Source organism: Bosea sp. NBC_00550 (genome assembly GCF_026020075.1).
Lineage (GTDB): Bacteria > Pseudomonadota > Alphaproteobacteria > Rhizobiales > Beijerinckiaceae > Allobosea.
In genome coordinates this window covers 4,079,970-4,097,791 of record NZ_CP102772.1, presented here as the reverse complement: position 1 = coordinate 4,097,791, position 17,822 = coordinate 4,079,970, and the positions used below count along the sequence as shown (strand labels likewise).

The 17,822-nt window shown below is 63.5% G+C and carries 14 protein-coding genes and 2 pseudogenes; 7 read left to right on the top strand and 9 right to left on the bottom strand.

The features are described from left to right. Positions 1-44 precede the first annotated feature (44 nt). The 4 genes and pseudogenes from NWE53_RS19675 to rfbD all read right to left on the bottom strand — a co-directional run bounded on the left by NWE53_RS19675 (position 45) and on the right by rfbD (position 3,135). On the bottom strand, positions 45-494 hold the full coding sequence (locus NWE53_RS19675; RefSeq protein WP_265051048.1) for a hypothetical protein: 450 nt from the start codon (positions 492-494) through the stop codon (positions 45-47). 345 nt (positions 495-839) lie between these two features. After that, on the bottom strand, positions 840-1,880 hold the full coding sequence (locus NWE53_RS19670; protein ID WP_265051047.1) for an NAD-dependent epimerase: 1,041 nt from the start codon (positions 1,878-1,880) through the stop codon (positions 840-842). A 226-nt stretch (positions 1,881-2,106) separates the two neighbouring features. Beyond that, a pseudogene (locus NWE53_RS19665) lies at positions 2,107-2,238 on the bottom strand (sugar phosphate nucleotidyltransferase); the annotation flags it as partial. Positions 2,239-2,241: 3 nt separating this feature from the next. After that, positions 2,242-3,135 (bottom strand): dTDP-4-dehydrorhamnose reductase, encoded by an 894-nt coding sequence (gene rfbD / locus NWE53_RS19660; RefSeq protein WP_265051046.1) that lies wholly within the window; start codon positions 3,133-3,135, stop codon positions 2,242-2,244. Between the two features lie 221 nt (positions 3,136-3,356). Between rfbD and NWE53_RS19655 the strand changes: the two genes are divergently transcribed. From NWE53_RS19655 to terL, 5 genes are all read left to right on the top strand, one after another. Continuing rightward, a complete protein-coding gene (locus tag NWE53_RS19655) occupies positions 3,357-4,703 on the top strand; it encodes a nucleotide sugar dehydrogenase (RefSeq protein ID WP_265051045.1) in 1,347 nt (448 codons plus the stop codon). 736 nt (positions 4,704-5,439) lie between these two features. Beyond that, positions 5,440-6,375 carry a site-specific DNA-methyltransferase gene (locus NWE53_RS19650; RefSeq protein ID WP_265051044.1) on the top strand — a complete coding sequence of 312 codons (936 nt, stop codon included), beginning with the start codon at positions 5,440-5,442 and terminating at the stop codon, positions 6,373-6,375. Between the two features lie 5 nt (positions 6,376-6,380). Beyond that, on the top strand, positions 6,381-6,878 hold the full coding sequence (locus NWE53_RS19645; RefSeq protein ID WP_265051043.1) for a DNA-methyltransferase: 498 nt from the start codon (positions 6,381-6,383) through the stop codon (positions 6,876-6,878). Then, on the top strand, positions 6,868-7,263 hold the full coding sequence (locus NWE53_RS19640; RefSeq protein ID WP_265051042.1) for a DUF5681 domain-containing protein: 396 nt from the start codon (positions 6,868-6,870) through the stop codon (positions 7,261-7,263). Before NWE53_RS19645 ends, NWE53_RS19640 begins: the two co-directional genes overlap by 11 nt. Next, positions 7,256-8,686 (top strand): phage terminase large subunit, encoded by a 1,431-nt coding sequence (gene terL / locus NWE53_RS19635; protein ID WP_265051041.1) that lies wholly within the window; start codon positions 7,256-7,258, stop codon positions 8,684-8,686. Before NWE53_RS19640 ends, terL begins: the two co-directional genes overlap by 8 nt. Positions 8,687-9,146: 460 nt before the next feature. Here the strand turns inward: terL and NWE53_RS19630 are convergent, their stop codons facing one another. The 4 genes from NWE53_RS19630 to NWE53_RS19615 form a co-directional block, all read right to left on the bottom strand. Further along, positions 9,147-10,694 (bottom strand): acyltransferase family protein, encoded by a 1,548-nt coding sequence (locus NWE53_RS19630; protein ID WP_265051040.1) that lies wholly within the window; start codon positions 10,692-10,694, stop codon positions 9,147-9,149. 1,010 nt (positions 10,695-11,704) lie between these two features. After that, positions 11,705-12,106, bottom strand: a complete 402-nt coding sequence (locus tag NWE53_RS19625) for a hypothetical protein (RefSeq protein ID WP_265051039.1) — start codon at positions 12,104-12,106, stop codon at positions 11,705-11,707. Further along, the gene (locus NWE53_RS19620) at positions 12,106-12,729 is read right to left on the bottom strand and encodes a lambda exonuclease family protein (protein WP_265051038.1); all 624 of its coding nucleotides are present in this window, start codon (positions 12,727-12,729) and stop codon (positions 12,106-12,108) included. Before NWE53_RS19620 ends, NWE53_RS19625 begins: the two co-directional genes overlap by 1 nt. Positions 12,730-12,731: 2 nt before the next feature. After that, positions 12,732-13,466, bottom strand: coding sequence for an ERF family protein (locus tag NWE53_RS19615; protein WP_265051037.1), 735 nt, complete (start codon positions 13,464-13,466; stop codon positions 12,732-12,734). Between the two features lie 747 nt (positions 13,467-14,213). Between NWE53_RS19615 and NWE53_RS19610 the strand changes: the two genes are divergently transcribed. Further along, positions 14,214-15,626: a mannose-1-phosphate guanylyltransferase/mannose-6-phosphate isomerase gene (locus NWE53_RS19610; protein WP_265051036.1), complete on the top strand. Its 1,413-nt coding sequence runs from the start codon at positions 14,214-14,216 to the stop codon at positions 15,624-15,626. 402 nt (positions 15,627-16,028) lie between these two features. Here NWE53_RS19610 and NWE53_RS19605 read toward each other — a convergent pair whose 3' ends face one another. Then, complete coding sequence (locus tag NWE53_RS19605; RefSeq protein WP_265051035.1) at positions 16,029-17,180, bottom strand: hypothetical protein; 1,152 nt, start codon at positions 17,178-17,180, stop codon at positions 16,029-16,031. Positions 17,181-17,396: 216 nt separating this feature from the next. On the opposite strand from NWE53_RS19605, the pseudogene NWE53_RS19600 reads away from it, so the two are divergent. Then, positions 17,397-17,726, top strand: a pseudogene (locus tag NWE53_RS19600) (integrase core domain-containing protein); the annotation flags it as partial. Between the last annotated feature and the right edge of the window lie 96 nt (positions 17,727-17,822).

The window sequence follows — 17,822 nt, the reverse complement described above, 5'->3', positions numbered from 1 at the left end:
CCGACCTGCCGGCCATACCCGCTCCCGAGGATTCCGGGCCCGGGCTACTGCTTGAAGCCGATCAGCACGCCGTCGGCACCGAACGAGAGCTGAAGTCCCTGGCGGCGGGTGGTCAGCCGCAGTGTCACGCCCTTGTCGTTGCGCAGGTAGACATTGCCGCGCCCCTGATCGCCGACGGCCCAGCCTTCCTTCAGCTGGACATAGGCCCCAGCGAAATCGGAGACGTTGCGCAGGCCATAGACCGTCCCCGACGCCACGGTGCGGGAGGCACCGATCGAGCCGATGCCGAGACCGCCAACGGTGATCGGATAGGAGCGGCCGCGAAACCGCAGGGTTCCCCCGCCCGCCTCGCCAGAGGCCACGAAGCCGGCCTGGAGCTGCTCGATTCGAACGGTGCCGGTGGAAGGGCCGAGCGAGCGCGTCTGCGCCATCGCCGGCGAAGCCAGCATCACAAAAGCTGCGAAGGAAACGGCTGTCTGCCTGATCGTCATCATGTCCTACTCCTCGCGCGCAACTTGCGGCGCGGGGAATAACCCGCGAAGAGCGATTTCGATCCCGACCGGTCTACCGCAACGGGCGTCGACGCCAAGATACCTGCCGAACGCGCGAAAAACCCCGCTTGAAAGGAGGGCCGCGGCTGGGAATCGCACAATTCGACACAATTTTATCTGCCGAATTGACCCGATTTCAGGGCTCGTCCGGCATGGTCCCGCGCAACGACCCATCCGCCGCAGGTGCCCATGTCTCCCGTCCGCTTCGTGAGTTTCGCCTTCCTGCTGGCGCTCGCCGTCTTCTTCTTCTCGGCGGCACAATCGGCGACCGTGTAAGCGAACGGGCCCTCAGATCCGATAGAAATCGCGATACCAGGCGACGAAGCGGGCGATGCCGGTTTCGATCGGCGTATCCGGCCGGAAATCGACCCTGGCCGTCAGATCCGCGACATCGGCATAGGTTACCGGGACATCCCCCGGCTGCGCGGGCAGATGACGCCGCACCGCCTTGCGACCGCAGGCTTGCTCGACGACTTCGATGAAGCGTGAAAGCGACACCGGCGTGTGGTTGCCGATGTTGTAGATGCGCCAGGGTGCGGAGGACGTCGCCGGATCAGGCCGCGCCGGATCGAAGCTTGGATCAGCCGCCGGAGGCCGCCCGGTCAGGCGGACTATCGCTTCACAGATGTCATCGACATAGGTGAAGTCGCGGCTCATCTGCGCTTCGGCGTAGACGTCGATCGCGCTGCCCTCGAGGATCGCCTTGGCGAACTTGAAATAGGCCATGTCGGGCCGCCCCCAGGGTCCATAGACCGTGAAGAAGCGCAGGCCCGTCGTCGGGATCCCGTAGAGATGGGCATAGGAATGCGCCATCAGCTCGTTGGCACGCTTTGTCGCCGCATAGAGCGAGACGGGATGATCGGCCCCGTCATGCTCGCTGAACGGGACCTTCGCATTGGCGCCATAGACGGAACTCGACGAGGCATAGACGAGATGGCCGACGGCGTGACGGCGGCAGGCCTCCAGCACGGACAGAAAGCCGTCGAGATTGGCGCTGGCATAGGCGCGTGGATTGTCGATCGAGTAGCGGACACCGGCCTGAGCGGCGAGGTGGATGATGGCATCCGGCCGAAAGCCTGACACCACATCGTCGAACGCGTCGTAGTTCGCGAGGTCGATCTGCTCGAAGGAAAAGCCATTATGGCCCTGCAGCCGATCGAGCCGCGCCTGCTTCAATGCCGGATCGTAATAGGGCACGAGGGCGTCGACGCCGAGCACCTCGATGCCGCGTGCCAGCAGCGCCTCGGCCACATGGAGCCCGATGAAGCCGGCAGCTCCGGTTACGACGACACGCTTGTAGGATAGGCTCTGGTCCAATTGTGCATCCATGGAACGGCGTGCCGGCAGTCCTAGACGCAACGATGCGCTTCGCAAAGTACCCGCTAGCAACGCCAAGCGTCCAAATCCGCTCGGCTACGCTCCTGCGTCCGCTATCTGCAAGACGTAGCGGCCATATTCGGAATTTGCGAGGCGTTCACCGAGCATCTTGAGCTGGGCGACCGACATCCATCCCTGACGATATGCGATCTCTTCGGGCAGGCGATGCGCAGGCCCTGGCCGGCATCAGCGTGGTCAGCGGGTAGTAGATCATCGGCTTGTCGTAGACCGGCAGAAGCTGCTTCGACATCGCCAGCGTCATCGGATGAAGCCGCGTGCCGGAACCGCCGGCTAGGATGATCCCCTTCATCGCCTATCCCTGCTCCTTGAGAAGCCGCTCGACGCAAGCTCGGAGCGAGCCTCGCCAATCCGGCAATCGGACTCCATGGGCAAGCCCGAGCTTGTTGCAATCGAGCCTGGAATTCGCCGGCCGTCGCGCTGGCGTCGGGTAGTCCGCAGTCGCGATGCGCTTGACCCGGACGGGCTTGCCGCCGAGAACCGCGCGCTCGGTGAAGATCGCTTCCGCGACATCGGCCCAGACGGCTTCGCCCGCGGCGCTCATATGGAAAACCCCGCGCAGGGATGCCTCGTCGGTTCGCCCGGTCAGGTTGCGTGCCACGGCGAAGATCGCGTCAGCGATGTCGAGCGCGCTGGTCGGGCACCCGGCCTGGTCGGCGACGACAGCGACCTCATCGCGTGTTTCGGCAAGACGCAGCATCGTCCTGACGAAATTCTTGCCGAAGGGGCTGTAGATCCAGGCGGTTCGCAGGATCGCATGGTTGGCGGTGGCAGCGGCGACCGCCTGTTCACCGGCGAGCTTGCTCGCGCCATAGGCCGAGATCGGGCCGGTCGGATCGTCTTCGCGATAGGGCCGGTCGAGCGCTCCGTCGAAGACGTAGTCGGTTGAGAGCTGGATGACGGGGATGCCGAGGCTGGCTGCCGCGCGCGCCGCTTCGCCGGCGGCCTGGCCGTTGATGCGCATGGCGAGATCGGGCTCGCTCTCAGCCTGATCCACGGCCGTATAGGCGGCCGCATTGACGATGACGTCGGGTCTGGCCGCGCGCAGCACCGGCGCGACCGTCCTGGGAATGGCGAGATCGAGTTCGGGTCGGCGGAGCGCGACGACCTCGACCCCCACGGGCACGCGCTCAAGCATGGCGCAGACGACTTGACCGGTCCAACCGGTGACGGCGATGCGAAGCGTCATGCCGTCATCACCGTTCGGACCTCAACCAGGCCTTGCATGTCGCAATCTCGTTGCACGTTTGGCCCATGACAAATCGACAGTCTGTATGCGGCATTTCGGGCGAGGTTCAGACCAGAAACGCGATATGAACGTCAGCGATACAGCTTGACAGGCCGGCGCTTAACGCTGTGTGACTGGGCGACGTCCTTTGAGCAAATCTGATCATCCCCAAAACAGGCTTCATGCGTAAGATCGACGATCAGACCGTAAGCGCGCTCGTGCAGCGCGTGCGCGATCGTAGCTTCAAGGTCGGCATCATCGGACTTGGCTATGTCGGCATTCCGCTGGCTCTTACCGCGTGCAAGTCGGGCTTCGCGGTGGTCGGTTTCGACATCGACGCCAAGCGCGTCGCTCAGCTCAATCGCGGCGAAAACTTCATCAAGCATATCCCGCTCGAGGCGATTGCCGCCGCGATCAAGGAAGAACGTTTCCGCGCGACCACCGATTTCGACGAGTTGCGCGAGGTCGACGCCATCATCATCGCCGTGCCGACTCCGCTGACCAAGCATCGCGAGCCGGATCTGAGCTATGTCGAGGCGACTGCCCGCGCGATCGCGCCGCGCTTGCGCAAGGGGCATCTCGTCGTGCTCGAATCGACGACTTGGCCCGGCACGACCGACGAGGTGATGCGGCCGATCTTCGAGGCGACGGGCCTCAAGAGCGGCGTCGACTTCTACCTGGCCTTCTCGCCCGAGCGCGAGGATCCCGGCAATCCCGATTTCGGCACCTCCACGATTCCGAAGGTGGTCGGCGGCGATGGGGCCGAGGCGCTCGAACTGGCCAACGCCGTCTACAGCGCGCTGGTCGTCAAGACAGTGCCGGTTTCGACCTCGGCGACGGCCGAGGCCGTCAAGCTCACCGAGAACATTTTCCGCGCCGTCAACATCGCGCTCGTGAACGAGCTCAAGGTGATCTACGGCAAGATGGGCATCGACGTCTGGGAGGTGATCGAGGCCGCCAAGACCAAGCCTTTCGGCTTCATGCCGTTCTATCCCGGGCCGGGCCTCGGCGGGCACTGCATCCCGATCGATCCCTTCTACCTGTCATGGAAAGCCCGCGAATACGACATCACGGCGCGTTTCATCGAGCTTGCGGGCGAGATCAACACGGCTATGCCGCGCCTCGTCGTCGAAAAACTGGCGGAGGCTCTGGATCGACGCTTCAGTCGCGGACTGAACGGCGCGAAGATCCTCGTCATAGGCGCCGCCTACAAGAAGAATGTCGACGACATGCGCGAAAGCCCGGCGCTGCGGCTGATCGAGCTGATCGAACAGCGTGGAGCCATCGCCGACTACCATGATCCGTTCGTACCGGTGATACCGCCGACGCGCGAGCATGCCGCCCTGGCAGGCCGGCGGTCGATCAGTCTCCGCGATGGGGTCATCGGCACCTACCAGGCGGTGCTCATCGCCACGGATCACGACGATGTCGACTACAAAGCCCTCGTCGCCGAGGCGCGGCTCGTGGTCGATACGCGAAACGCCTGCGAACGGCATGGGGCGCTCGCGGAGCATGTGGTGAAGGCGTGAGCGAGAAAATCCGCTCAGAGGTCTGATCTGGTGAAGGCCGGCTTGCCCAATCGCGTCCCGGCAAGGTCCAGCCGCCGGTGACCATCTTTACAGCAGGGGCGGCGAAGATACTTTATCTCGCCAGCTTCGGGCCTTTAGGCTGCCAGAAGTCGATGCCCACCTCGTGGCGGTCTTAGATTCCCTGGTAGCAGGGAAAAGCAGGGACTTTCCCGCCAATCTCTCTCCCAATTTCTATGACGCTTGGCGACCTTTGCGCTTGTTCACCAAGGCGTTGACGGTGCTTAGCCCTTCAGGTGAGCAGGGAATTCCGGCTCGAGGAGCAGGGAACGCTTCCTCTTAGAGCAGGGGACACTCCGCGGACGGAGCCGACCTGGCGATGGCTGAGATGCCAGCCGCGGCGCCAGCGCGAGGGGTGCGACGGAGTTGCGCCCCTCGCGCTGGTAGCCGGGAGCTGACAAAGACACACTATGCCGCTAGAATCGTTGACGTTTTGTCGATCCCACCCTCTTGCGAAGGCGAACGATCGCCACTAGTTTATCAGCGCGTCCCGCAAAATCGCAGGGCGTTCAGCCGAGACCGATCAGTCCGGCATCCTACCTAATTGAGGCATTTTACCGTGAGGTGAGCAGCTCTCGTTAGGCGGAGTAGATCCCCGGTGCAGCGATGCGTTCTGGGTCTGCTTTGCCACGGGTGCTCACCAGGCCTGGTCGTCTCCTTGCAAAAGGACACGATCGCAATGTCTTCGAACGATACCCCCAAGACGCCCAAACCCTCCGTCCGTCTTCGCCAGCGTGGCGGCGCGGTTGCAGAGGATCCGGTACTCCGCCAGGCGGTTGCGAGCTTCGCTCCGCAGATCGTCGAGCGTCCGTTGTCGCAGCTGAAGCCGTCGGCGCGCAACGCGCGGACGCATTCGCAGAAGCAGATCCACCTGGTCGCGGACAGCATCAAGGCGTTCGGCTTTGTGACGCCGGTCCTGATCGACGGCGAGGGCGAGATCGTGGCGGGCCACGGCCGCTACGAGGCGGCCAAGCTGCTCGGCAGGGAGACGGTGCCGACGATCCGCCTCGACCATCTGAGCCAGGATCAGATCCGGGCGCTGCGGATCGCGGATAACCGGCTGGCGGAGCATGCGGGCTGGGACGAGGCGATCCTGAAGCTCGAGCTCGGCCACTTGGTCGAGATCGACTTCGCCGTCGAGCTCACCGGTTACGAGACCGCGCAGATCGATATCCTGCTCAGCGACGCCGAGCCGGCGCCGGCCAAGGCGGATCCGGCGGATGTGCTGCCCGAGCCCGAGGAGGTCGCGGTGACGCGGCTCGGCGATCTGTGGCTGCTCGGCGAGCACCGCATTCTGTGCGGGGATGCGCGCAAGCGAGAGGCCTATGAGACGCTGATGGATGGCGAACGTGCCCAGATGGTTTTCACCGACCCGCCCTACAATGTGAAGATCGATGGGCACGTCGGCGGCCTCGGCAAGATCAAACACCGGCCGTTCGCGATGGCCTCGGGCGAGATGAGCAAGGCTGAGTTCACCGCCTTCCTGAAAGAAGTGTTCGGGGAGATCGCGGAGGCCTCGCAGGATGGCGCTTTGATCTTCAGCTGCATCGACGGGCCGCACCTGCACGAGACGCTCGATGCCGGCTTTGCGGTCTTCGACGCACTAAGAGCGTGATCACCTTGGCCAAATCGAATGCCGGGATGGGATCGCTCTACCGCTCCCAGACCGAGCTGATCACGCTGTGGAAGAAGGGCAAGGCGCCGCACATCAACAACATCGAGCTCGGCCGCCACGGTCGCTATCGCACGACGCTTTGGAGCTATGCCGGGGTGAACGGCTTCCGCAAGGGCCGGATGGCGGAGTTGGCCAGCCACCCGACGGTGAAGCCCTGCGCGATGGTGATGGATGCGATCAAGGATGGCTCGAAGCCGAAAGGCGTCATCCTGGACCCGTTCGGCGGCTCGGGCACGACTCTGATCGCGGCTGCCAAGGCGAAGCGCCGCGGTTATGTCATGGAGCTCGACCCGCTCTATGTCGATCTCGCGATCCGGCGCTGGGAGAAGTTGTTCAAGGCCGAGGCGCGCCACGCCGGGACGGGGCTGACCTTCGCCGAGATGGCGGGGATGCGTGGCGATGTGCCCTCCCTCGAGACGGAGGGCGACCGCGATGCCGCGTGACGATGATTTCGACGGGGTGGGCTACAAGCGCCCGCCCCTGCACAGCCGCTTCCGCAAGGGCCAGAGCGGTAATCCGTCGGGACGCCGCAAGGGCAGGCCACGTCTGGGCCTGATCGAGGAGCTCGACAAGCTCCTCGGCGAACCGATCAAGGTCGCCCGCAATGGCCGGCAGGAATCGATCTCATTCGTCGCCGCCCTGCTGAACAAGACCGCCGAAGCGGCCTTAAAAGGGGATGCTAAGGCGCGGCAGACCATGTTTGCGCTCCTAGCCCAGTACGAGCAGTCAATGGGTTCGGGGACGGCGATCCTGACCAATGACCAGGAGGAGGCGCTGATCGCAGACTATGTGACGCGTAGGAGCAAGGCGGGAGGCGGGGATGGCTGAGCCGGCCTTGTTCAACGCGATCCTGCGGCGCGACCTGGCAACCTTCATCGCCCAGTGCTTTGCGACGCTCGAGCCGGGCACAGCCTATCGGCCCAACTGGCACATCCACGCGATCGCCTGGCAACTGCAGCGAGTCCGGCGGGGCGACTGCAAGCGCCTGATCATCACGGTGCCGCCGCGCTCGGCCAAGTCGATCTGCGTTACCATCGCCTTCACCGCCTGGGTGATGGGACAGGATCCGCGCAAGCGGATCATGGCGATCAGCTATGCCAATGAGCTGTCGCTCACCCACGCTGCGGGATTCCGCAGCGTGGTTACCTCCGACTGGTACCGGGAGCTGTTCCCGGGCTTTTCGATCAGCGCCAATCGCGGCCAGGAGATCAGGACGAGCCAGCAGGGCTATCGCTTCGCCGGCTCGGTGGGCGGATCCGTGCTGGGTCGCGGCGCCGACCTGATTGTGATCGACGATCCGATCAACGGGCTGGAGGCGGCGACCTCGGCTGCGGCCCGGCGCCGGGTCCAGGAGTTTTATGACACTACGCTCTACTCCCGGCTCAATGATCGGCTGAATGGCGCGATCATCATCGTAATGCAGCGCCTGCATGAGGATGATCTCGTCGGCCATGTGCTGGAAAAGGAGGATTGGGACGTGCTCTCGATCCCGGCGATTGCCGAGATTGACCAGAGCTACCGGATTGGGGAGGGAGCGGAAGCGCTTTATCACCGCAAGGTGGGCGAAGTGCTCCATCCCGGCCGCGACACCCATGAGTGGCTCGCCGCCGCAAAGCGGAATCTCGGCACGCTTCACTTCTCGGCCCAGTACCAGCAGAACCCGCTGCCTTCGGAGGGCCAGATCATCAAGCGCGATTGGTTGCGCTATTGTGATGAGCGCCCCAGCCGATTCGATTTCGTAATCGCCTCCTGGGACACGGCTTCCACTCAGGCCGAGCACTCCGACTGGTCGGTCGGCACAGTCTGGGGGGCGGTCGGACAGACCTACTATCTGATCGATCTTGTCCGCGGTCGCTGGGAGGCACCACAGCTGCGACGCAAGATGATCGAGCTCGCCCAAAAGCATGCGGTTGACGCGACGTTGATCGAGGATACCGAGCTTGGGCGTGCGCTATCGCAGGATCTGCGGCGCAGCCGGGCGCTCTATCCGCTCCTCCAGCAATCGCGGGTCGAGAAGACAGCCCGCCTGATGGCGCAGGCCGCCCGCTTCGAGGCCGGGCAGGTTTTCCTGCCGCAACAGGCCGATTGGCTGGCAGGCTATCTGAGTGAACTCCTGGCCTTCCCGCTGGCGCGGCACGATGACCAAGTCGATGCGACCAGCCAGGCGCTCAAGCATCTGACGGCCCGCACGCCGATCATCCGTCAGCGACCGCAGAGCATCGTGCGGCAGCAGCAGCGTGCTCGCCCCTGAAGCGGGCACGGGTTTGTCCTAGCAGGCTTTTGTCCAGCGCCGCCGGGAACTGGCCCCATTCAGTCGTGAAGGCCAACGGCGGAATATTGGCTCAGCTCCATCGGAGTGTGTTAACGAATAATCAGCGTGAACCTCGCCAAAGCGTTGGCCTCTCTGCCTTGAGTTTCGGCCGAAGTTGCAACGGCAGCGAGGACCAGCAAGAACACTGAAAACCGCCTTTTGCCTCGCTCGCACGATCTGTTGCGCCCGTGACCGTCCCCAACACCGCAGGGCGGTGGAGCGGCTTCGTGCGATTGCCGAAGAGGGCGACATTTCGTCAACGACACCAATACGATCGGCGCCGCCGCCGACGCGCTGATGGGCGCAGACAGTTCCGGGAAGTAGTTTTCCAGCAGCAAACGGCTCTAGCGTGTGGTATCAGCGCTCGACCTTGCCCGCGGTTTTGGGGGGCGGCGACGCTCTATCGCGGGCAGAGCGCCGACAGGCGATCGGCCGGAAGCTCGATAGCGCGCCCGTCCTCGATGGCGATGAAGCCTTGCAGTGGCCCTTTCGCGCAGTCGATGCCGTCGAGCAGCAGCATGAAGCCGAACCGCTTGCCTTTCAGATCAGCTCTTTCGAACATCGTCGCGACGTCCGGCCGTACTCGGCGGGTGCCGACGATCCCGAGTATGTTGCCGTTCTGGCGGATCGCGAAATGCGCGGCAAGATCCGGCGCGGCGAGATCGATGGCATACCCGCGGATGACCCAAGCGCCCTTCGGCAAGCGCTCGAATTGATCGGCATCCGCCCGGACGGCCCCTCCCTCCGATAGCGTCGGCGTCATCAGGATGCGGCGCGCCTCTTCCAATTGGGCCTCAGCGCGGCGCGTCTCGCGCCCGGTGACGAAGGCGATCGCCAAGAAGGCGCCGATGAAGGCGAGAGCAGCCGCCCGCAGCCGCGCCGGGCGCGCTGTATCGATCGCACGCTTCAGCCGGCGATAGAGGGCGACGTCGAGCGGGCCAAGCAGCAGAGCGACGCCGATCGAGCAGACCAGCCAAGAGACCCAGACGAGGGGCGCCGGCGTGTTACCGCCGAAAAGCGCGCCAAGGATCGTGATCACCGGCACGTGGCAAAGATAGAGAGCGTAGCTCGCGTCGCCCAGCCGCACGCCGGCTCGGCCGAACGGGCCCCGGCTTCCGAGCGCCGGCGCACAGATCAGCCCGGCGACGAGGAGGCTGGCAGAGAACCCGACGAACAGCCGGAAATGCGCCTGCGAGAGAATGCTTGCGACCGCGAGTGGCAGGGCGAGGCAGGCGAGCAGCGGATGCAGCCAACCGCGCTTCTGGGCCTCGGAGGCCAGGTATCCGAGCAGGAACGGGAATGTCACGACGCTAAACGGGATCGCGCTCAGGATTGGCATGCCCTCGACGTGCTCCCGCCCGCCGAGGCTGTAGGCAAAGCAGAGAAGCCCGAGCCAGGCGATGACAATGCGAGTCCGGAGGGCGGCGAGCCCGACGAAGCCGAGCAGGCCGAGGCCGATGTAATAGGACATCTCATAGAGCAGCGTCCATTCGACGCCGAGGAAATAGCCGCGCGGCCCGGCAGGCACGAGAGAGAGGGCGATCAGGTTGATACCGCGCGGCGCGCCGACCATCAGCAGGGCCAGGGCGAAGAGCCCGACCATGATCAGCATCAGTGGATAGATCCGTGCGACGCGGCTCATGACAAACCTCGCTGGGTCGTCCCGTCGCAGGACCTCGGCGATCAGGTATCCAGAGATCGCGAAGAAGATCGCGACGCCGTATGCGCCGAAGAAGCCACCGAAGACCGACAGAAAGCGATTGTCTCCCCTGTAGGCCCACAGGTATTCGGAGCAGTGGTAGAGGACCACGAAGAGCGCGGCGAGACCTCTCAGATAGTGCAGATAGAGGTTGCGCTGGTCGACCTTGCCTACGGCAGCTCCGGCAATCGCATCCGGACCCCTGGCCGGGCCCAGAAGATTGCCAGAGTGATCAGCCAGGTCGCTCAAAATGCCGCCCTCCCGATGCGGCCACCTTCTGCGAGCGGCTCGATTCCATCATTTCCCGTTTAGCGGGAATCCAGCAAGCCTCATTTATTACTTTCGAACAGATCAACCAGGATTCTGCACCGCTGAAGGGCGCTTCCAAACGGCAGAAGTCGTGAAATACATCGGACGTGGCCGACCGTTTATGGGTCCGAGCCCTAGATCAACGTGGCCTGCGCCGGGCGATCGCCGCAGTCTCCGCTATGATCGTCTTGGATTATGCGCAGGTGTAGGTGTGGGGTTCCCTCGGGCACACAGGAACTCGGCGTCTCTGCAGAAGCCGCCCTAAAAGCCGAAGATAGGCCCAGCCCCGAGATGAGCCATTGCGCGCATGCCGGGCGCGATAGGAAAGGGCGAAAGGCGACTGGCAGCTCGCTCAACTCGGCCGCCGTAAGCGCTCTCCCGCGGGCAATTGTGACGCTTCCGACCGAAGTATCCGCGACCTGTGCTGTATGACCCCAAACGTGTTTGATGGCGCCGTGCGAAGCGATGTCGTAGAGGCCCATCATCTGGTATCGGCGCGCGTTGGGCATGGCGTGATAGGTCACGTCTTTATCGATGCAAAGCGTGGAATTTCGGAGCGGCGGGCATCCTCCCATGTCGAGGCGGGCGCGCAGAAACCGGCAAGCGCGAAAGGCCGCTATAGGGCCACGGTCGAAGCCGAAGACCGCCGGCGTATCACAGAAGTAATGGAGCTCCGCAGCCACCTAACCCCACCCACGTTGCTCGCTGACTGTACGGATGCGTCCCGGCCGGGTCGTAGGGTGCGGATCAGGCCATCCCTGAAAATGCCGTGCCTTCGACGGCAACTGCGAGGGCCACTTCGGTCGATCCAACCATTCTGACGCCGACTCCGGCGATCCATAGATCGACCACGAAGAGAACCCTGAACCCGGAGGGTACGGCCTTCAATCAGTCGACTTGACGAGCGCGATTGAAGAACTTTTGGGAAGAGGACTTCGGTTCGGATCGGATCAGTCATCGTCGCGGCGCCAGGCGGCGGGCTTGGCAAGGGGACGGGAAGCGGGCCGTTGCGGCGGGGAGCGGACAAACCCGCGCGAGCTGAGCCGCCTGATCCCGAGATGGCGAGCTTCGCGGCGCTTGGCCTCAGCGATGACGGCAAGGTCGGCGGCGGTCTTGGTGCCGGGAGCCCTGTGGCAGCAATCGCGGCCGAGCACCCGGCCGTCTTCGACGTCGAGGGGGCGATCCTTATCGAGGATCAGCGCTTCGGGGATGACGTGGTCGAACTCGATCACCTTGCCGGTGATGTTGAGTCCGCATCCCTCGCAGCGGACGAGACCGCTCTCGTCGATGGCCCGCTTGATCATCGCGACTTTCTGGCCGCGTGAGAACTCGCGGCGGGGAAGGCGGCGCATCACGCCGCCTCCGGCCGGCCATAGGCCCGGACCTGGGCGATCACACGGTCGAGCTCGTCATTGAAGGTCTCGACCGCATCAGCGAGTTCACGGATAAAGGCCTCATCCCGCTCCGCGCGTGTGACGAAGATCGGCAGGCCCGGCCAGTAGACGGCGATGTCAATCCAGGCGCGCCCAGAAACCCAGAGCTGACCCTGGCATTGGGCCTTGTGCTCGGGCGGGAACTCACCGCGCAGGATGGTCTCGACCATAAGATGCGGAAGCTTTGTCTTGATCTCAACCAGGCCGTCGCTGCCGATCAGCCCATCCGGCGAGGCGCCCGCCCGGCCGCGCCGCAGGAAGCCGACGCGCTCACAGACGTTACCGGTGACGAAGCTGTAGACGCTGCGTGCTTCCTCCTCCATCAGCCGGCCGCGCTCCATATGGGCGGTGACGACGCTCTCCATCGGCTCGCTAGTGAGGCGCTCGCCGGCGAGCTTGTAGAGATAGCTCTGGCGGGTGCGGCTCTCGGCTCCGCCCCTGCCTTTGGTCAGGATCGAGGCAAACTCCGAAGCTGTGGGGATACCGAGCCGGGCCTTGTCCCATTCGGGTGACCCTTGGTCGCAGGTGATAATCTCGAGCATGGTCATGAGCGCTCCTTCCTCGGGGTGAGCATGGTGAGGGCCTGGCGGAAGCGGGATGCGGGCAATTCAGCGAACGCCCTGATCCCAAAGGTCTGTAGAAAGGCAGCACGATTGGCGCCGGCCTTGTCGGCGAGCCCGATCAGCTCCCGCGCCTGCTGGCGGGTGATGGTCTCGCCGGCGCCAGCTGCCTTGCCGTCATCGTCATCGGCGGCGGCCAGCCCCAGCGCCGCCTTCAGCGTCATCCGCTGCAGATAGGTTAGGGTTGAGCCAATCGCCTGTAGAGCGTTCTTCTCGCCGCCCTGCTCAGCGCCGGCCGAAAGCTGTGTCTGCTCGCTATGTCCGTCGCGATGCGCGATCACGCATGTCACGGTGACGAGCCCGCCTTCCGTGCTGGAGCGGAAGCGGTAGGACAGACCGTGCCGCGCCAGGATTGGCGCGACCGTCCGGGCAATCTCGGCCAGATCCTCATGGCGATAGGCTTGCCGGCCCAGCATCGCCTGCCGGTTCTTGGCAATCACCGGCAGCCCAGCCTTCGCCACCGCGAGGGCATTCTCGAAGGCTTTGTGCGCTTCGAGCGCCAGCGTCCGCTCATGGAAGCCGATCAGCTGCGCCAGCGTCCCGTCATCCACACCACGGTCCAAGGCTGCCGAAATCAAGCTAAGCGGGGTGGGTAGCGGTGAGCACGATGCGACGGTTGTCGCCTCTCTCAAGCGGCGTCTGCGGGCCAATGCCGTCATCGATATCTCTCCAGCTTCAGGGACATATCAGAGCCAACCGGGCAGCCGTCCGCAGTCCTGGACCGGATCGGCTCCGGCCAGCTCGCAGGGGCGTCACGCGCCCGGTCAGGGTGAGGGAAACAAGGTGGAGCCGAACGCTCCGTAACGGATGAGCTTCAGCGGCGCAGCGCGGTAACCGGACTCAATGAGGTTGAGCTCAGCAGTGCGACTCGCAGCTGGTCGCAGGGGCGCAGCCGAACGCGCTCGGGCCTGAGGTCAACGGAAGCATCGGAACCGGGGCGAGAAGATTGAGTCGCATCAGACCGTAATGAGATGTCGATCCCAGTCCATTTAACATCCTCCATGTTCTTACATTTTAATCTATCAATACATTTTGTTTCCATCGCTCGCATCCAATCTAATTTTTACAACTCAACGACTAACTCCATAAATACTCCGTGACAAGCGGTGTTCTGAATCTTTGATAAAGCCCACAAATTTTGTATCTGTCGACGTGTCTACTCTGCAAAAGGGTGTGCCGCACTCGTCGCAGGCCAGCCCACCTTCAGATCTGGGACGAACGTCCTCTTATCAGTGGGAATCCATTGGTTGGCGCACTGCTTCACGAAGCGGCGTCGGCCTACCAAAATTTCTCACCAGTCCATCTTCGCTACGTAGACTGCACGATTGTTTGGGCATGGCGCGCTTTATCAGCTTGTACTGCTCCAACCCGCAGCTTAGAGCGGGGCTAACTTGGGAGTTGTCAAAATGCCGTCGAAAATCATACCTGTGGTGATGTGCGGCGGATCGGGGACGCGGCTCTGGCCTGTCTCGCGAGACTCGATGCCGAAACAGTTCATTGCGTTGCTCGGGCAGGAATCGACCTTCCAGCGCGCGATGCAGCTGCTCTCGGACGCCTCCGTCTTCGAGCCGGCGATTGTGATCACCAACGCAGAATATCGCTTCACGGTACAGGATCAGTTGCAGGCGATCGGGATCTCCGCCGACATCGTGCTGGAACCGAGCCGCCGCGATTCCGCTGCGGCCGTCGCGGCGGCGACGGAGCTTGCGCTCGCCCGCGACGAGCAAGCAATCGTCGGCATCTTCGCCGCCGATCATATCGTCCAGGACGCGAAGCTCTTTCGCGAGGCCTGCCGCCGGGCCGGCGCCGCCGCAGCGCAGGGTCGGATCGTCACGATCGGTATCCCGCCGACCCATCCGGCAACCGGCTATGGCTATATCCAGCCGGGCGATGAAATCGGCCCGGACGCTCGCCAGGTCGCCGCCTTCGTCGAGAAGCCGAACGCGGCGCGGGCCGCGCAGTATCTCCTCGACGGCTATCTCTGGAACTCCGGCAACTTCATCTTCGACGCCGCGACGATGCGCGCCGAGCTCGTGGCCTTCGCGCCGGACGTCGCGGGCCCTGTCGCCGAGGCCGTCGCCGGGGCGAAGCAGGATCTCAGTTTCCTCAGGCTGGACGAGAAGGCCTTCAGCCAGGCGCAGAAGATCTCGATCGACTACGCGGTGATGGAGAAGACGGGCAAGGCTGCGGTGGTCACCGGCGGCTTCGGCTGGTCGGACGTCGGCGGCTGGTCGGCGGTCTGGGATCTGGCCGAGAAGGATGCGCGCGGCAATGCCGTCGAGGGGCGTGGGTACGTGCTCGACGGCGCCAACAACCTGATCCGCTCGGAAGAGGCGCTCATCGCCGTGATCGGCCTCGATGACGTCGCCGTGATCGCGACCCGCGATGCCGTCCTGGTGACGCCGAAGATCAAGGCCGACAAGGTAAAAAAGATGGTGGCGCTGATCACGGCCGCGGGCGAGTCGGAGGCCGGCGCCCATCGCGAGATCCAGCGGCCCTGGGGCAAGTACCTCTCGATCGATCTGGGCACGCGGCATCAGGTCAAGCGCATCACCGTGAACCCTGGCGGCGTGCTCTCGCTGCAGAAGCATCATCACCGCGCCGAGCACTGGGTCGTGGTCCGCGGCACCGCCGAGGTGACGCGCGACGACAAGGTCATCGTCGTACACGAGAACGAGTCGATCTATCTGCCGATCGGCTGCGTCCACCGCATGACGAACCCCGGCAAGATTCCGCTCGAGCTTATCGAGGTGCAGGTCGGCTCCTATCTCGGCGAAGACGACATCGTGCGGATTGATGATATCTACAAAAGGGTCTAAGATTTGCAGATGTGTCGATCTGGGCCGGGGAATATCGCGAAGCAACTGCACTTAGGCTTCCGATATAATCAGTCTGCCAGCTGCGCATAATCAGGTTAGCCGTGGCTGGCCACCCCACGAGTGGTGATTGACAAGCCTGCTCTGCTCAGCATCGGCCATCAGCCATCAGCCAGGACGAATTTCTAGCCGTTTTACTGCAGGGGCGAGCGCCATTTGACCGGGAATAACATAGGAGAGGTCAGTCGCTTGACACTGGCACGGTCCCGCCTTCTTATCCATTACACTACTTTGAATCGATAGACCCCTAGACCAGATGTCCGCCTGAGATAGTCGCGAGGATGTTCTTTGTCAGTCGCAGAGCGCTGCCCGCGGCACGATTGCTGGAACAATCATCCTCCCATCTTAAAGCGCGACACGGACATCGAGCTTGCCAGACGAGCATTCGACGCCCTTCGGGACCATCAAGACAAAGCCGAAGCGAACATTGGCAAGGTCCGGCCTTGACCAGATTTTTGCCTGGCCCGGCCGAATACGCCGGGAACGCTCCATAGAGATAATGCGGCCCCTTTGCGTGACTGCAGCGTGCGAGGTCAGGTTCGGCTTATCGAGGTCAATGGCGTAGCCGCGCACTACCAACCTCCCATCTGGAAGCCGCTGGATTGCGTCGACCTCGGCGAGGACGGACGGTGAGGTGCTTGGCTCCGCGCTTGTGAGGATACCCATGGCATGTGAGTAAGCAGCTCGCTGTGCCCGCGTGTGGACCTCGGCATAAGCCGCGACACCAATGAATGCCGCGACGAAGCTGACGGCGATCACACGAATGCGGTGCGCAGGTGCTACAGCGATCCTCCGCTTTGACCATCGGTGCATGCTAAGATCGGCTCGCGCCAGCAAGAGCGATATCGCCCCGGAGGCGCTGACTCCGCCTAGCCAGAGTGCCAAGCTTGGCGAGCGTGCGGGAACCATGCCGCTCAGCAACGTCATCAGCGGCATGTCGCAGAGGTAGAGCATGTAGCCTGCGTCTCCGAGACGCTCTCCGAATCGGCCAATCACTGTGACCGGCGCAGACTTCGGCGCTCGGATAGCCGCCGCTACAAGCAGGGCCGCGGGCAGGATGGTGCATCGCCCGGCAGAAAATACGCAGCAGCAAGGGTCGCGGGGATCGCCACTAGCAAGAGACCAGGCGGCAAACAACGACGCCGGGCGACCTCCGAAAGCAGGAGTCCGATTGAGAAATGGCAGATTGATCGCCTGGACTGCGAGTTCGCTCGCGAGCGGCACAGTATCGTCGTAAACGACGCCCGTCGTGATGACCGCCCCGAAGATGACTGCCATCCACGCAATTGCGAACCACGATGTCGGCCGCCGCAAGCCGGCAAAAGCCAGAACCGCCAGCAACACGTAGTAACTCATCTCGTAGACGAGCGTCCATTCGACGGCCAGGAAGTAGTCTCGACCGCCCGCGGGTACGAGGGAGAGCCCGAGAATATCGATACCGCGAGGAAATCCGGCGGCGAGGAAGGCGATCCAGAAAATCGCCACGGCCAGCAGCATTGGAGGGGTAGATTCGGGCTACACGGCTGACGAGAAAGCGCGCTGGGTCGTCTCGCTGGATGAGTTCCCCCATGAGATATCCCGAGAGGGCGCAGAAAACAGCACCCCATAGGTGCCCCAGAAGCCGCCGAAAACTGATATATAGCTGCCCCTGGAAATGGCCCTCATCGCGCCCACAACGGTCGAAAGTTCCGCATGTTCGCGACAAACGCTCTGCCTGGGTTCGTCGTCAAAGCGGTGCGGGATTGGATCGCAGCGGTCGGCGCGAAACAGCCGTTATCGAACCTGGCAGTCCTCGGGGAGAACGGCTACTGCGAGAACTTCAACTCCAAGCTGCGCGACGAGCTCCTGAACGGCGAGCTCTTCTACAGCCTCGCCGAGGCTCGGATCGTCACCGAGGGCTGGTCAGCACTACAATACCCGGCGCCCCACTTCTCGCTCGGCTACAAGCCGCCAGCACCGGTAGCTGTGGTCTGGCCGGCTACGCAAACCCAACCCGCTTCGCCGGCCATCTCAACCGTGGCCGCCAAGCCCACCATGCATTAGATTAGAACCGGGCTACCTGGAGGCAGGCCACCGGGAACTAAGATTTCCCAGAACCGCCGCTCTCGCAATGCCAATTCCAAGACGTGCCGCCCCACA

What these genes read in the sequence shown, in the direction of transcription:
- NWE53_RS19605 (WP_265051035.1), bottom strand. Translation starts at nt 17,180, where the DNA reads ATGCTGCTGGCCGTGGCGATTTTCTGGATCGCCTTCCTCGCCGCCGGA.
- NWE53_RS19615 (WP_265051037.1), bottom strand. Translation starts at nt 13,466, where the DNA reads ATGACGGCATTGGCCCGCAGACGCCGCTTGAGAGAGGCGACAACCGTC.
- terL (WP_265051041.1), top strand. Translation starts at nt 7,256, where the DNA reads ATGGCTGAGCCGGCCTTGTTCAACGCGATCCTGCGGCGCGACCTGGCA.
- NWE53_RS19650 (WP_265051044.1), top strand. Translation starts at nt 5,440, where the DNA reads ATGTCTTCGAACGATACCCCCAAGACGCCCAAACCCTCCGTCCGTCTT.
- NWE53_RS19670 (WP_265051047.1), bottom strand. Translation starts at nt 1,880, where the DNA reads ATGGATGCACAATTGGACCAGAGCCTATCCTACAAGCGTGTCGTCGTA.
- NWE53_RS19675 (WP_265051048.1), bottom strand. Translation starts at nt 494, where the DNA reads ATGATGACGATCAGGCAGACAGCCGTTTCCTTCGCAGCTTTTGTGATG.
- rfbD (WP_265051046.1), bottom strand. Translation starts at nt 3,135, where the DNA reads ATGACGCTTCGCATCGCCGTCACCGGTTGGACCGGTCAAGTCGTCTGC.
- NWE53_RS19640 (WP_265051042.1), top strand. Translation starts at nt 6,868, where the DNA reads ATGCCGCGTGACGATGATTTCGACGGGGTGGGCTACAAGCGCCCGCCC.
- NWE53_RS19625 (WP_265051039.1), bottom strand. Translation starts at nt 12,106, where the DNA reads ATGCGCCGCCTTCCCCGCCGCGAGTTCTCACGCGGCCAGAAAGTCGCG.
- NWE53_RS19620 (WP_265051038.1), bottom strand. Translation starts at nt 12,729, where the DNA reads ATGCTCGAGATTATCACCTGCGACCAAGGGTCACCCGAATGGGACAAG.
- NWE53_RS19610 (WP_265051036.1), top strand. Translation starts at nt 14,214, where the DNA reads ATGCCGTCGAAAATCATACCTGTGGTGATGTGCGGCGGATCGGGGACG.
- NWE53_RS19655 (WP_265051045.1), top strand. Translation starts at nt 3,357, where the DNA reads ATGCGTAAGATCGACGATCAGACCGTAAGCGCGCTCGTGCAGCGCGTG.